The sequence below is a fragment of the Sulfitobacter marinus genome (assembly GCF_900116285.1).
Lineage (GTDB): Bacteria > Pseudomonadota > Alphaproteobacteria > Rhodobacterales > Rhodobacteraceae > Sulfitobacter > Sulfitobacter marinus.
Genome location: NZ_FPAJ01000003.1, coordinates 263,832 through 277,714 on the forward strand (window position 1 = coordinate 263,832; position 13,883 = coordinate 277,714).

The following is a 13,883-nucleotide window of genomic DNA, read 5'->3' on the forward strand; positions in this document are numbered from 1 at the left end:
CGCGTTACACACGCATCGGCATGACGACATAAACGGCGGACATATCATTGCCTTCGCGCATCAATGTCGGATCACCCGAAGAGTTGAACAGGAATACAGCGTTTTCGCGGTCCACCTGGCTTGCGATCTCAAGCAGGTATTTCGCGTTGAACCCGATTTCCAGCCGCTCGTCTGCATAGGCCACTACCAGTTCTTCTTCGGCGGCGCCGCTGTCAGGTGCGTTGACCGACAGAACCAGACGGTCTTCGTCTAGTTGCAGTTTTACGGCGCGGGACCGTTCCGAGCTTACTGTTGCAACACGGTCAACTGCCCGGGCAAAATCGCTGGCGTCGACTTCCATTTTGCGGGTGTTCCCCTGCGGAATAACCCGCGTGTAATCAGGGAAGGTGCCGTCGATCACCTTGGAGGTCAGCGTGATATCAGGTGTCGCAAAGCGGATCTTGGTTTCGGATACCGATACCGCGATTTCCATCGCGTCATCATCGAGAAGCTTACGCAATTCGCCGACAGTTTTGCGCGGTACGATCACGCCGGGCATTTCATCCGCGCCATCGGGCATTGGTGCATCAATCCGGGCCAGACGGTGCCCATCGGTGGCGACGCAGCGTAAAACTTTGCTGCCTTCGCTTTCCGAAATGTGCATGTAAACACCGTTCAGATAATAGCGGGTTTCTTCTGTTGAGATGGCGAATTTCGACTTATCGAACAAGCGGCGCAGCACAGGTGCAGGTGCTTTGAAGTTCGACTGGTATTCTGACGTTGCCATCACAGGGAAATCTTCGCGCGGCAATGTCGCCAGCGAGAAGTTTGATCGGCCCGCTTCGACCGTCAGGCGGCCTGCAGCGCTGTCAGATGTCAGCGTGATCAGCGCGCCGTCCGGCAGCTTGCGCACGATCTCGTGCAGGGTTGTGGCAGAAACAGTTGTGGCACCTGCACGCTCGACCTGAGCGGGGGCCTTGTCGACCACTTCGATGTCCAGATCGGTGGCGCGGAACGAGGCATCACTGCCTTCTGCTTCGATCAGTACGTTGGCAAGGATCGGAATGGTATTCCGGCGCTCGACCACTGATTGGGCCTGTGCCACCGCTTTAAGCAGCGCGGCGCGTTCGATGCTGAATTTCATATCCATCTCCATTCCGGCAGTCCGGGAGGGCAAATTACCCGATACCAATGTATTCACAAGGGTTTTATTGACTTTTCAGCGCGAAACAAAGGCCCGTCAAGGCCTTCGCACCTGTTCTGCCAAGGATATAGGGTTTACGCCTCTAATGCGCGGCGCAGCAATTCCAGATCTTCAGCGATTTGTCCGTCACTTTGCTTGAGCTCTTCGATGCGTTTTACGCCGTGCATGACCGTTGTGTGATCGCGACCGCCAAAGCGTCGGCCGATCTCGGGCAGTGACCGGCTGGTCAGCTTTTTGGACAAATACATGGCCACCTGACGGGGGCGTGCATAGCTGCGCAGACGCTTGGGGCCGACCATATCGCTAAGGCGGATATTGTAGTGGTCGGAAACCTTGCGCTGGATTTCTTCGATGCTGATTTTGCGTTCAGAGGCGCGCAGAACATCGGCCAGACAGTCTTGGGTCAGGTCCATGTTGATTTCGCGGCCCACAAGGGACGCAAAAGCAAACAGGCGGGTCAGGGCACCCTCGAGCACGCGAACGTTTGTCGTGATGCGGTGGGCAAGGAATTCAAGAACGCCCGCTTCGACCTCAAGGCCGGGATAGTTCTTTTGCTGGGCTTCGACCTTGCTTTGCAGGATACCCAAGCGCAGCTCATAGTCGGTGGGGTGCAGATCGACGACCAGACCGCATTGCAGGCGGGATTTCACACGATCCTCAAGATCCTTAATCTCGCCGGGGGCGCGATCGGCGGAAATGATGATCTGCTTGTTTTGATCGACCAGCGCGTTGAATGTGTGAAAGAATTCTTCTTGCGTGCTGTCTTTGCCTGCGATGAATTGAACGTCATCGACCATCAACACGTCAACGGAGCGGAAAATTTCCTTAAAATCCATCATCTTGCGGTCACGCAAAGCTTGGACAAAGCGGTACATGAACTGTTCTGCGGACAGGTAAAGCACGTTCAATTCTGGTTTGCGGATGTGCAATTCCTGCGCAATCGCGTGCATCAGGTGGGTTTTACCCAGACCTACGCCACCATACAGAAAAAGAGGATTGAATGTGACAGGCCCGCCTTCGGCAACACGGCGCGCGGCGGCATGTGCCAGTTCGTTCGGCTTACCGACAACAAAGTTATCAAAGCTAAAGCGGGCGTCCAAAGGTGCCGTATTCAAGGTATTATTGTTGGCGGCCTGCACAGGGGCGGGCTTGGCTGTTGGTTTAACAACTTCGGGCGCGGCCGGTTTTTCGCAGTTGCCCACAGCAAATCTAAGACGTGTGATTCCGTCTTCTTCATTTTGCATCTCGTGCAAGATGAGATCAGCAAAGTTCTGGCTGACATAGTTGCCGAAAAAATTGGTTGGGACGAACAGCGTGCTAACGCCATCTTCGGTGCCGCCTAGTGAAAGGGGGTCGATCCAAGTTGTGAAATTATTTTGCCCTACTGTTTTTAAAAGGCGGCTTCTGATTCTTGCCCACTGCTCTTGCGTCATTTACTCAACTGTCCCAATCGTCAGCGACAACCGAGTGGCTGACCGCACATGTTACCGTTGTCAAAAGGCAGCAGACCGCTATCCCGGTCCCATCAGAAAACCGGCCAAACGTCCCTTGGACAAATTTTACAAGGTTCATTTCGACAGGGTCGCCGGTTTGAAAACCAAGCACTGCTGTCGAACGGACCGTTCGAAGTATCTAAAGACAGGGCGAATGCGCGGTGAGCAGCATCTGCAGAATTTTCCGGGGACCTCTAGCAAGGCCATCCAGAATATCCCCGTGTGAACAACTGCATCCTAGCAAATGCAAAGGTCCGTTCGGGCCTATCCCCCCAGCGAAATGAATCGCGCTCAACACTTCTAGCAATGTAAAAGCCGTTCGTTCAACACATCTTCAAACTTGACTCAGTGATTGGCCGAAAAGAATCTCTTTCCCGCAATACGTGTTCCTAGAATCAAAATAAGGCACCGCAAAGCGATGCCTTATTCTTTCAACAACTTAGCTGAAAACTTTTTGATTTAGCCGAGCGCTTTGACGCGCGACGCAAGGCGCGACATTTTCCGCGAAGCTGTGTTTTTGTGGAACACACCTTTTGTAACGCCGCGCATCAATTCAGGCTGAGCTGCACGAAGTGCCGCAACGGAAGCTTCCTTGTCACCGGATTCGATTGCTTCTTCAACTTTGCGCAGGAACGTGCGGATGCGCGAACGACGTGCTTTGTTGATTTGAAAACGTGCTTCGTTTTGACGGGCGCGCTTTTTTGCCTGTGGTGTATTTGCCATGAGGATCATCCTTCATCTTGGGTCTGTTCAAATTGCGGATACGCGACACAACCCAACGACCGGATCCATTATCCGATAAGGTGATTCTAGCCAGAGCGGGCTGCACGCGCATGTATTGAGTGGCCTATAGTCGAACATCGCGGGCTTTGCAAACCCGCAAGGTGTTTTTACTTGTCGCGGAATTGCGCCTCGCGTTTTTCAAGGAACGCTGACATGCCTTCTTTTTGATCTTCGGTCGCGAAAAGCGAATGGAAAACGCGGCGTTCAAACAGCAAACCTTCGCGCAGCGGCACTTCGAATGCGCGGTTCACGGCTTCTTTGACCACCATGGTTGAGATCATTGATTTCTCAGCGATCTTGGCAGCGGCACCCATGGCCTCTTCCATCAGCTTTTTCACAGGCACGACTCGTGAAACCAGTCCTGCGCGCTCTGCCTCGGTTGCGTCCATAAAACGGCCCGTCAGGTTCATATCCATGGCTTTGGATTTGCCGATCGCCCGCGTCAGACGCTGGGTGCCACCGATGCCGGCAACAACGCCCAGATTAATCTCGGGCTGGCCAAATTTGGCGGTCTCGGAACAGATGATAAAGTCGCACATCATCGCCAGTTCGCAGCCCCCGCCAAGGGCATAGCCCGAAACGGCCGCAATCATCGGTTTGCGGACCCGCGTGATCTGATCGGTTTCCGCCGTGAAAAGATCATCGGTGAACACATCGACAAAGCTTTTGTCGCGCATCATCGCAATATCAGCACCTGCGGCGAATGCTTTTTCGGAACCCGTGATGACGATACAGCGCACTTTTTCGTTATCCTGCGCGGCCTTCAGCGCATCGGCAAGCTCTTTGAGCAGTACGTCGTTCAAGGCATTCATTGCGTCGGGTCGGTTCAACGTCACCAGTGCTATGTGATTTTCTACATCGACCGTGATCGTTTCATAAGCCATCAAGAATGCTTTCGCTTGTTACACTTTGAAACATGTGAATATCACGGGCGCGGGCCGTTTCAAGCTATCTTTGACATTGCGCACAGTAGAAGGACGATCTGCCGGACTGAACGATTCTGCCGACCTGGTGGGTGCAGCCCTCGCTTCGACAGCGCTCCCCCTCGCGGCCATAGACGTCAAAGCTGTGTTGGAAATATCCCAATTCGCCATCCGCCTGTTTAAAGTCCCGCAAGGTTGATCCGCCCGCCTCGATGGCCTCTTCCAGCACTTGTCGAATGATAGGGACCAGCCCTGCAACCCGAGCTGCGGAAATACGTCCGGCTTTGCGTGTGGGGTGAATGCCCGCCCGGTAAAGCGTTTCACAGACATAGATATTTCCAAGACCCGCCACGATGCGTTGATCCAAAAGCGCGGATTTGATCGGCATGTTGCGCCCCTTCAACGCGGCAACCAAATGCGCCTCGTGAAAATCATTGCCCAAGGGTTCGGGCCCGATTGAAGACAGCAATTTATGGGCATCCGCGTTTTGGGTATCCAACAGATCCATCGCACCGAAACGCCGCGGGTCATTGAATGTCACCCGCGCCCCGTTGGCCATGTGTAAAACCACGTGGTCATGCTTTTCGGGTGACGGATGGTCATGCACGAATTGCCCCAAGGGATCGCCGGATATCAGCATCCGGCCCGACATGCCCAGGTGAATCAGCAGTGATTCCCCCGATGATAAATCGGCTAGGATGTATTTCGACCGCCTGCGCAAACGCTCGACCTTGTAGCCAGACAACCGCGCCGCCATATCGGGTGGAAAGGGCCATCGCAGATCGGGGCGATTGATGTCGGCACGTGCGATCACCTGCCCCTCCATCACGGGGGACAGACCGCGGCGTACGGTTTCGACCTCGGGTAGTTCAGGCATAGTTCATTCCCCTGTGACAAAAGGGGCGCATTGTACACGGCCCCGCACGCCCTATAACAAAGGTGCAGATCAAAGGACCACAAGACCCCATGACAAACGATAGCGACAAAACCACCCATTTTGGCTTTGAAACCGTGGCCGAAGGCGAAAAAGCCGAGCGTGTGCAGGGTGTCTTTAACTCTGTAGCCAGTAAATACGATGTGATGAACGACGTGATGAGCGTTGGAATCCACCGTATCTGGAAAGAAGCGATGATGGATTGGCTGGCCCCGCGTGCTGGTCAAAAGCTGCTGGATGTGGCTGGCGGTACGGGGGATGTGTCGTTCAAGTTTTTGAAACGTGCCGGATCGGGTCATGCAACGGTATTGGACTTGACCGAGCCCATGTTGGTCGAGGGGCGCAAACGGGCCGAAGCCGCGGCCATGGTCGACAGCCTCGATTGGGTCGTGGGCGACGCGATGGCTTTGCCGTTCGAGGATAATACATTTGACGTCTATACGATCAGCTTTGGCATCCGCAACGTCACCCGCCCCCAAGAGGCGCTGAACGAAGCCTACCGCGTGTTGCGTCCCGGTGGCCGTCTGATGGTGCTTGAGTTCAGCCAACTGCCGAACCCGATGATGCAAAAAGCCTATGATCTCTACAGCTTTAATGTGATTCCTCGCATGGGCCAGTTGATCGCCAATGACCGCGACAGCTATCAGTATCTCGTTGAATCCATCCGAAACTTTCCTGACCAGGAAACATTCTTGGGGATGGTGCGGGCCGCCGGGTTCGAGCAGGCAAAATACCGCAACCTGACAATGGGCGTTGCGGCACTACACTCTGGCTGGAAACTGTAACATGCGCGGACCTCACAATATTTGGCGGCTGGTCCGTACGGGTGCCACGCTGGAACGTACCGGCGCGATGAACGTCGTGCTGGATGCGTTTGATGCCACCCCGGCGCTGCGTTTCGTGGCCAAGGCGCTCGGCAAACCGTTCAAGTTTCTGGGCTACGCCGGTGATCCGTCGATGCCGCCCGCGACGCGCGCGCTCACCGCGCTTGGGCCCGCCTACATCAAATTCGGTCAGGTTCTGTCGACTCGCCCCGATGTTGTGGGCGATGAACTGGCTGTGCAATTGCGCGTGCTTCAGGACAAACTGCCGCCGTTCTCCATCGAAAAGGCCAAAGCCGAGGTCGAAAAAGAGCTCGGGCTGCCGGTAGATGCGATCTTTTCCGCGTTCAGCGAACCTGTTGCCGCGGCCTCAATCGCGCAGGTCCACCGCGCCACCGTGGCGGAAACCGGGCAGGACGTCGCGGTCAAGGTTCTGCGCCCCGGCATCGAAAAGGCCTTTCGCAAGGATATCGACGCCTTTTACCTCGCCGCCCGCATGGTCGAAATTTTCTCGCCCGGGTCGCGCCGCCTGCGCCCGATAGAGGTGATCGAACATTTCGATGGCGTTGTACGCGGCGAACTTGATCTGCGGCTTGAATCCTCCGCTGCATCTGAATTTGCAGCAAACACCAAGGACGACGCAGGCTTTCAGCTGCCTGCGATCAACTGGGAATTTTCTGCCCGTCGGGTGATGACCCTTGAATGGGCCGACGGCGTTCCGATGGGCGACAATGCGGCGATCGATGCGGCAGGACATGACCGCGTGGCCCTTGGCGATCGTGTGTTGCAGCTCTTCTTGAACCACGCGCTGCGCGACGGGTATTTCCACGCCGACATGCATCAAGGCAACCTGAAGGTTGCGCCAAACGGCAATATCATCGCCTATGATTTCGGAATCATGGGGCACATTGATGAATATACCCGCCGTGTTTATGCGGAAATCCTGTTCGGCTTCATCCGCCGCGATTACAAGCGCGTCGCCGAGGTTCACTTCGAAGCAGGCTATGTGCCTGCCGACAAAGATGTTGATGAATTCGCCCGCGCCCTGCGCGCCGTGGGCGAGCCGATTTTTGGTATGGACGCCACACGTATCTCCATGGCCCGGTTGCTGACCTATCTGTTTGAAGTCACCGAACGTTTCGGAATGGAAACCCGCACCGAACTGATCTTGTTGCAACGCACAATGGTCGTGGTCGAAGGGGTGGCACGCTCACTCAACCCACATATCAACATCTGGCAAGTCTCTAACCCGATTGTCACCGACTATATTTCCAAATCCATCGGCCCCAAGGCCGTCCTGCGCGATCTTGCAAATACGGCACGGGTTCTGGCACGCTTCGGCCCTCGCTTGCCCGGTTTGGTCGAAAACGCATTGATCCGCCAACAACAAGAGGAAGAGCAGCCAAGAAACGGATTTAAACGCTGGATCGCCGTTGCCGCCATCCTTGGCGCTACCGCCGCATTGGCTGTCGCAGCGCTTGCCGATTGGTTCTTTTAACCCTTTTCTCTGGCTCATAAATATCCTGCGGGGGTCCGGGGGTGCAAAACCCCCGGCGCTTTGCAAAAGACATGAGCATTGACAGTGGGGATGTCCGATGTGCAGTTATCCACTATGACGGATAAATCGGATGCCATTTTAACCCAACTTCCCGCACGGCTCAAATCAGCCCGCACCGGACAAGGTCTCAGCCTTGATGCGGTGGCTAAGCTTTCTGGCGTTTCGCGGTCAATGGTCAGTCAGATTGAGCGGGGCGAAAGCAGCCCGACCATTGCCACGCTGTGGAACCTGACACGGGCCTTACAGGTGGATTTTGCGGGGCTTTTGGACAACACGCAAAGCCCGGCCCAGATCGAAATACTACGCGCGGCAGAGGTGCCAGCGATCCATAATCTTGGGTCAGGGTGCCATATTCGCATCCTCTCTCCGCCTGAAGAAGCAGGAAAACATGAGGTTTACGAGCTTTTGATAGACGAGGGCGGCATTCTGGACAGTCAGTCCCATACCCGTGGTGCCCGCGAGCATCTGACGATTATCCAGGGCACGGCTGGCCTGCAAAGCGGGGATGCCGAAAGCGTCATCCACACCGGTGATACCGCGCGCTATCCGGCCGATGTGCCCCATGCGATCAAAGCGATCAACGGGCCGGTTCGCGCGTTCCTTGTTGTTCAGGATGCGTAGTTCCAAAATATAGGAAATTTTCCGCCATATGGGATTTTCCCTGTTTCCGGACTGCATTCCGTTATGGTAGAAGCTTTGAAAAAGGAGCTTTGCCATGACCCAAACCTATCTAGATCATATCGCGACCACGCTCTCGCAGATCGACGCCGATGGCATGATGAAGCGCGAGCGGCTCATTACTTCTCCTCAGTCGGGTAATATTACTGTCGGGGGGCATGAGGTTATCAACCTTTGTGCCAATAATTACCTTGGTTTGGCGGACCATCCCGATCTGATCAAAGCCGCCCAAGATGCCATGGAGCCCAAAGGTTTTGGCATGGCATCTGTCCGATTTATTTGCGGCACGCAGGATATTCACCGCGAGCTTGAACAGAAGCTGGCAAAGTTTCTAAACAAAGATGATTCTATCCTTTTTGCTGCTTGTTTCGACGCCAATGGCGGGCTGTTTGAGCCGCTTTTCGGACCCGAAGATGCAATCGTTTCAGATAGTCTAAACCATGCGTCGATCATCGACGGTATCCGGCTGTGTAAGGCCAAACGCTATCGCTATGCGAACTCTGACATGAACGACCTTGAGGGGCAGTTGAAACTGGCCCGCGAAGAAGGCGCACGTTTCATTATGATCGCGACGGACGGCGTGTTCAGCATGGATGGCTATCTGGCCAATCTGCCCGAGGTGACCCGCTTGGCCGAAAAATACGAAGCGCTGGTGATGGTCGACGATTGCCATTCAACAGGGTTCATGGGGCCGAAAGGTGCAGGCACGCCGGCGCATTTCGGCGTCGATGTGGATATTCTGACAGGTACGCTGGGCAAGGCGCTTGGTGGTGCGATTGGCGGCTATATTGCAGGGCCGCAGCCCGTGATTGATCTGCTGCGCCAGCGCGCGCGGCCCTATCTGTTCTCGAACTCCTTGCCACCGTCGATTGTGATGGCCGGTATCAAAGCGCTGGAACTGGTTGAGCAAGGCGATGACCTGCGCACGCGGCTGTTTGAGAATGCGGCCTATTGGCGTAAAGGGTTGACCGAGCTGGGTTTTGATCTGTTGCCCGGCGAACATCCGATCATTCCTGTGATGCTCGGCGAGGCCCAATTGGCGCAGGATATGGCGGCCAAATTGTTCGAGGAAGGCGTCTATGTCAGCGGCTTCTTCTTCCCGGTTGTTCCGCGGGGGCAGGCCCGGATCCGAACGCAGATGAACGCGGCATTGACCAAGGATGAGTTGGACCGCGCATTGGTGGCGTTCGAGGTGGCAGGCAAGGCTTGTGGTGTTTTGACATGAGCAACCAGATGAAAGCGCTGTGCAAGTCAGAGCCGCGCGAGGGGTTGTGGATGACCCGTGCCCCGTTGCCTGAAATTGGCCCTGATGATGTGCTGATCAAGATCAACAAGACCGGTATTTGCGGGACGGATGTCCATATTTGGAACTGGGACGACTGGGCGCAAAACACCGTGCCCGTCCCACTGATTACGGGCCATGAGTTCGCCGGAGAAATTGTGGAGCTTGGGCGCAATGTCACGGAGCTAAGTATCGGACAGCGATGTTCGGGCGAGGGGCATTTGATCGGCAAAACATCCCGGCAATCGCGGTCGGGCAAGTTTCACCTTGATCCCGCAACACGCGGCATCGGGGTGAATGAGCAAGGGGCATTTGCGCAATACCTACGGTTACCCGCCTTTAACGTCGTGTCGTTGCCTGATGAAATTCCTGACGACATCGGGGCGATCCTTGATCCGCTTGGCAATGCCGTCCACACCGCGTTGAGCTTTGATCTGGTGGGTGAGGATGTGTTGATTACCGGTGCTGGCCCTATTGGCATTATGGCTGCCGCCGTCGCACGTCATGTTGGTGCGCGGCATGTGGCGATCACGGATGTAAACCCCGCGAGGCTGGAATTGGCCGCGCAGGTCGCGGATGTGACACCGGTGAACGTCGCTGAGGAAGATCTGCACGATGTCATTGCCAAGCTGAAGATGAAGCAAGGTTTTGACGTCGGGATGGAGATGTCTGGCAACCAGAGGGCGCTGGATCAAATGGTCGAGGCGATGACCATGGGCGGCCGCATCGCCATGCTGGGCATCCCGCCGGGAAAATCACCCGTCGATTGGAGCCGCATCGTATTCAAGGCGATTACCATCAAAGGCGTCTACGGCCGCGAGATTTTCGAGACGTGGTATAAGATGATCGCCATGCTGGAAAATGGTTTGGACGTGTCAAAAATCATTACGCATCGGTTCGGCGCGGATGATTATGAAGCTGGATTTACGGCAATGAAATCCGGTTTGTCCGGCAAGGTTATTCTGGATTGGACCGGGGTTTAGGGGCCAGCCCCGTTCCGGCGATGCTGAGACTCCCCTGGGATTTAGGTCCATTTGGAATTAGGTTGTGGGGCGCAGCGGAACCCGGCCTTTGTCGGATATGACATGGACGTCTGACCCTTCGAAGACTGCGGCCTGAAGCGGTTTGAAATAGCCCGCGCCAGCATCAAGGTTGATGCGGTAGCCATGGTGTTCGGGATAATCGACAGCGGTATGTCCGTGCACGACGGGGCGGCCGAAGTCATGATATTCCGTGAGCCAGTCGCCGCGAATCCATATCAGATCGTCTTCGACTTGGTCTTCGATTGGTATGCCTTGGCGCAGGCCAGCATGGGCGAAAATCAGGTTATCAGTTGTGTGGATGTTTGGCAGGCTTTCCAAGAAATCCCGGTGCGCTTGGGGAACGGCCTCGAGTGCTGCTTTGTGGATTGGGTCAACGGGGGCGTAATCTTCACCGACGACACCGTAGGACAGCAGGGTTTTGTCGCCGCCCAAACGTGGGTTCATCCAGAACAGATCGGCCCGTGTGGCGGGGTCATACACCGTTTGATCGTCCAGAAAGCGGGTGAAATAGCGATCATGGTTGCCACGTATGGCTGTCCAGTTGCGGCCGCCGGCGATGCCGTTCATCAACAGATCGACGACACCCTTACTGTCGGGGCCGCGATCAACGTAGTCCCCCAAAAATACGATTTCGGCATCTTTTCCGCCATCGGTTTCGATCAGTTCCAGAACGCGGTGTAGATCGTCGAGTTGGCCGTGGATATCGCCAACGGCGTAGATTGGCGTGGACATAAACGCGTTTCCTTTTTGCTTGGGGGTATGATGCCTGATCCGCCTAGAAAGGGAAAGCCAAGCTGGTGATTTTGCAGCAAGAAACGGGTCGATACTGGCATGCCTGTGCGCTTTAGTGATCAAAAGGATTTGGGCTCATGGAAATGCTGATCGCGCTTTTACTGTTTCTTTTTCCGCTCGCGTACAGCCCGGGTCCCGGCAATATCTTTTTCGCAGCGACTGGTGCACGCTATGGGCTTCGTGCGACGTTGCCTGCCAATTTTGGCTACCACTTCGCGACAATCATCTTGGCGGGGGCGGTCGGGCTAGGTTTTGCCGCAGCGATGGAGCAGTTTCCTCGCTTGTTTGACCTGATCCGCGTGTTGGGGGCGGCATATGTTTTATACCTCGCGATGACGTTCTTAAGGGCGCAGTCCAGTGACGCCGCGCTGGATGGCGTGCCGGTCGGGTTCGTCGGTGGCGCGGCATTGTTGGTGCTTAACCCCAAGGCCTATGTGATTATGACATTGATGTATTCGCAGTTTTTACCGGCATCGGCCGATTGGACCGACGTCGTTTGGATCGCAGTCATATTTACGCTGAACAACTTTGTCGCGTTTCTGATCTGGACGATTCTTGGTGAACGTATTGCTTTGCATTTCCGCGATGGCAGATCAGCACGGGTTTTGAATATCTGTTTTGGGGTGACCTTGGCCAGCGTCGCAATCTGGATGCTGCTTGGCTGAATGAAAAAAGCGCCCCTTGAGGGGGGCGCTTTGATTTTTTAGTCGTCAGCCAAGATTTAGGCGACGTCGAATTCAAGCTCTTTGACTTGGGTGAAAAGCCCGGTGTCTTGCAGCGCTTTGATTGTCGCCGGGGGAACCACATCATCGATATACAGCAATGCAATTGCTTCTCCTTTGGCTGCCGAGCGGCCCAAGGTAAAGTTCGCGATGTTCACACCGTTTGCACCCAGCGTTTGGCCCAGGGTCCCGATGATGCCGGGGATGTCTTCGTTGGTTGTATAGAGCATATGCGCACCGATTTCCGCGTCGATGTTGATGCCTTTGATCTGGATGAAGCGGGGTTTGCCATCCGAGAATACCGTGCCCGCGATTGAGCGTTCACGCTTTTCGGTCACAACCGTTACCTTGACATAGCCGTCGAACACGCCGGATTTGTCTTGGTTCGTGGTGCTGATCTGGATGCCTTTTTCACGGGCAACCACGGGCGCGCTGACCATGTTCACGTCAGGATTGGCGCGTTTCATGATGCCGGCAACCACGGCGCAGTTCAGCGCGTTCAGGTTCATCTCGGACACTTGACCGTCATACAGGATGTTGATCGCCTTGATCGGCTCGTCCGTCATCTGGCCAATGAATGCACCAAGGTGGCCGGACAATGTGATCCATGGGCCCATGACTTTGGCTTCTTCAGCCGTAACCGATGGCATGTTCAACGCGTTGGAAACCGCGCCGGTCAGCAAATAGTCGGACATTTGTTCGGCGACTTGCAGGGCCACGTTTTCTTGTGCTTCGGTCGTGGCAGCCCCAAGGTGCGGGGTGCAGACCACGTTTGGCAGGCCGAACAACGGGTTTTCGGTGGCAGGCTCTTCCTTGAAAACGTCAAAGGCCGCGCCAGCGACGTGGCCGGATTTCAGCGCTTCGGCCAAGGCTTCCTCGTCCACCAGACCGCCACGGGCACAGTTGATGATGCGCACGCCTTTCTTGGTCTTGGCCAAGGCTTCCTTGGACAGGATGTTGGCGGTTTGGTCGGTGTAGGGGACGTGCAGCGTGATGAAATCGGCGCGGGCCAGCAGTTCGTCAAGCTCGACCTTTTCGACGCCAATTTTCTTGGCCTTTTCTTCGCTTAGGAAGGGGTCATAGGCCACGACTTTCATCTTCAGGCCGCGGGCGCGATCGCAAACGATACCGCCAATGTTACCCGCACCGATGACGCCAAGGGTTTTTCCGGTCAGCTCGACGCCCATGAATTTGGATTTTTCCCATTTGCCCGCGTGGGTAGATGCGGAGGCTTCGGGGATTTGACGCGCCACGGCGAACATCATCGCGATGGCGTGTTCGGCGGTGGTGATCATGTTGCCGAAAGGCGTGTTCATGACGATCACACCTTTTTTCGATGCGGCGTCTTTGTCGATGTTATCAGTGCCGATACCGGCGCGGGCGATGACCTTGAGGTTGGTCGCGTTCGCGAGGATTTTTTCGGTCACTTTCGTAGCCGAGCGGATGGCAAGACCGTCGTAATCGCCGATGACGGCGGCCAGTTTGTCTTTGTCCTTGCCCAGATCAGGTTGGAAATCGACGTCAATGCCGCGGTCTTTAAAAATTTGAACGGCGGCGTCCGAGAGTTTATCGGAAATGAGAACTTTGGGGGCCATGTTTGGCGCTCCTTTGTAAGATAGAATGGGGTGTGGGTTGGCACCCACCCTACGCGCGGCGCAGGGCGGGGAACCC

General features: G+C 55.5%; 13 protein-coding genes. 6 read left to right on the forward strand and 7 right to left on the reverse strand.

Going from position 1 to position 13,883, the window contains the following annotated elements:
- Positions 1 to 4: 4 nt before the first annotated feature.
- The 5 genes from dnaN to mutM all read right to left on the reverse strand — a co-directional run bounded on the left by dnaN (position 5) and on the right by mutM (position 5,259).
- Positions 5 to 1,123 (reverse strand): DNA polymerase III subunit beta, encoded by a 1,119-nt coding sequence (dnaN, locus tag BM347_RS10135; RefSeq protein ID WP_093916615.1) that lies wholly within the window; start codon positions 1,121 to 1,123, stop codon positions 5 to 7.
- A gap of 134 nt (positions 1,124 to 1,257) precedes the next feature.
- Positions 1,258 to 2,616, reverse strand: a complete 1,359-nt coding sequence (gene dnaA / locus BM347_RS10140) for a chromosomal replication initiator protein DnaA (RefSeq protein ID WP_093916349.1) — start codon at positions 2,614 to 2,616, stop codon at positions 1,258 to 1,260.
- 519 nt (positions 2,617 to 3,135) lie between these two features.
- Positions 3,136 to 3,399 carry a 30S ribosomal protein S20 gene (gene rpsT, locus BM347_RS10145; protein WP_093916616.1) on the reverse strand — a complete coding sequence of 88 codons (264 nt, stop codon included), beginning with the start codon at positions 3,397 to 3,399 and terminating at the stop codon, positions 3,136 to 3,138.
- Between the two features lie 167 nt (positions 3,400 to 3,566).
- Positions 3,567 to 4,343, reverse strand: coding sequence for an enoyl-CoA hydratase (locus tag BM347_RS10150; RefSeq protein WP_093916350.1), 777 nt, complete (start codon positions 4,341 to 4,343; stop codon positions 3,567 to 3,569).
- Between the two features lie 64 nt (positions 4,344 to 4,407).
- On the reverse strand, positions 4,408 to 5,259 hold the full coding sequence (mutM, locus tag BM347_RS10155) for a bifunctional DNA-formamidopyrimidine glycosylase/DNA-(apurinic or apyrimidinic site) lyase (RefSeq protein ID WP_093916351.1): 852 nt from the start codon (positions 5,257 to 5,259) through the stop codon (positions 4,408 to 4,410).
- 89 nt (positions 5,260 to 5,348) lie between these two features.
- Between mutM and ubiE the strand changes: the two genes are divergently transcribed.
- From ubiE to tdh, 5 genes are all read left to right on the forward strand, one after another.
- Complete coding sequence (ubiE, locus tag BM347_RS10160; RefSeq protein ID WP_093916352.1) at positions 5,349 to 6,101, forward strand: bifunctional demethylmenaquinone methyltransferase/2-methoxy-6-polyprenyl-1,4-benzoquinol methylase UbiE; 753 nt, start codon at positions 5,349 to 5,351, stop codon at positions 6,099 to 6,101.
- 1 nt (position 6,102) lies between these two features.
- Positions 6,103 to 7,635, forward strand: a complete 1,533-nt coding sequence (ubiB, locus tag BM347_RS10165) for a 2-polyprenylphenol 6-hydroxylase (protein ID WP_093916353.1) — start codon at positions 6,103 to 6,105, stop codon at positions 7,633 to 7,635.
- Between the two features lie 114 nt (positions 7,636 to 7,749).
- On the forward strand, positions 7,750 to 8,316 hold the full coding sequence (locus tag BM347_RS10170; RefSeq protein ID WP_093916354.1) for a helix-turn-helix domain-containing protein: 567 nt from the start codon (positions 7,750 to 7,752) through the stop codon (positions 8,314 to 8,316).
- Positions 8,317 to 8,410: 94 nt separating this feature from the next.
- On the forward strand, positions 8,411 to 9,598 hold the full coding sequence (locus BM347_RS10175; RefSeq protein ID WP_093916355.1) for a glycine C-acetyltransferase: 1,188 nt from the start codon (positions 8,411 to 8,413) through the stop codon (positions 9,596 to 9,598).
- Positions 9,595 to 10,638, forward strand: coding sequence for an L-threonine 3-dehydrogenase (gene tdh / locus BM347_RS10180; RefSeq protein ID WP_093916356.1), 1,044 nt, complete (start codon positions 9,595 to 9,597; stop codon positions 10,636 to 10,638). Before BM347_RS10175 ends, tdh begins: the two co-directional genes overlap by 4 nt.
- A gap of 57 nt (positions 10,639 to 10,695) precedes the next feature.
- Here tdh and BM347_RS10185 read toward each other — a convergent pair whose 3' ends face one another.
- Positions 10,696 to 11,430 (reverse strand): metallophosphoesterase family protein, encoded by a 735-nt coding sequence (locus BM347_RS10185; protein WP_093916357.1) that lies wholly within the window; start codon positions 11,428 to 11,430, stop codon positions 10,696 to 10,698.
- 137 nt (positions 11,431 to 11,567) lie between these two features.
- Here BM347_RS10185 and BM347_RS10190 point away from each other — a divergent pair, with 137 nt between their 5' ends.
- Entirely contained in the window at positions 11,568 to 12,155 is a 588-nt protein-coding gene (locus BM347_RS10190; protein WP_093916358.1) for a LysE family translocator, read from the forward strand.
- 56 nt (positions 12,156 to 12,211) lie between these two features.
- Here the strand turns inward: BM347_RS10190 and serA are convergent, their stop codons facing one another.
- Positions 12,212 to 13,807, reverse strand: a complete 1,596-nt coding sequence (serA, locus tag BM347_RS10195) for a phosphoglycerate dehydrogenase (RefSeq protein WP_093916359.1) — start codon at positions 13,805 to 13,807, stop codon at positions 12,212 to 12,214.
- Positions 13,808 to 13,883 lie beyond the last annotated feature (76 nt).

Bases quoted from the DNA above. Each gene is read 5' to 3' on its own strand.
- dnaN (WP_093916615.1), bottom strand. From the start codon at position 1,123: ATGAAATTCAGCATCGAACGCGCCGCGCTGCTTAAAGCGGTGGCACAG.
- BM347_RS10170 (WP_093916354.1), top strand. From the start codon at position 7,750: ATGACGGATAAATCGGATGCCATTTTAACCCAACTTCCCGCACGGCTC.
- BM347_RS10185 (WP_093916357.1), bottom strand. From the start codon at position 11,430: ATGTCCACGCCAATCTACGCCGTTGGCGATATCCACGGCCAACTCGAC.
- dnaA (WP_093916349.1), bottom strand. From the start codon at position 2,616: ATGACGCAAGAGCAGTGGGCAAGAATCAGAAGCCGCCTTTTAAAAACA.
- serA (WP_093916359.1), bottom strand. From the start codon at position 13,807: ATGGCCCCCAAAGTTCTCATTTCCGATAAACTCTCGGACGCCGCCGTT.
- mutM (WP_093916351.1), bottom strand. From the start codon at position 5,259: ATGCCTGAACTACCCGAGGTCGAAACCGTACGCCGCGGTCTGTCCCCC.
- tdh (WP_093916356.1), top strand. From the start codon at position 9,595: ATGAGCAACCAGATGAAAGCGCTGTGCAAGTCAGAGCCGCGCGAGGGG.
- BM347_RS10150 (WP_093916350.1), bottom strand. From the start codon at position 4,343: ATGGCTTATGAAACGATCACGGTCGATGTAGAAAATCACATAGCACTG.
- rpsT (WP_093916616.1), bottom strand. From the start codon at position 3,399: ATGGCAAATACACCACAGGCAAAAAAGCGCGCCCGTCAAAACGAAGCA.
- ubiB (WP_093916353.1), top strand. From the start codon at position 6,103: ATGCGCGGACCTCACAATATTTGGCGGCTGGTCCGTACGGGTGCCACG.
- BM347_RS10175 (WP_093916355.1), top strand. From the start codon at position 8,411: ATGACCCAAACCTATCTAGATCATATCGCGACCACGCTCTCGCAGATC.
- ubiE (WP_093916352.1), top strand. From the start codon at position 5,349: ATGACAAACGATAGCGACAAAACCACCCATTTTGGCTTTGAAACCGTG.
- BM347_RS10190 (WP_093916358.1), top strand. From the start codon at position 11,568: ATGGAAATGCTGATCGCGCTTTTACTGTTTCTTTTTCCGCTCGCGTAC.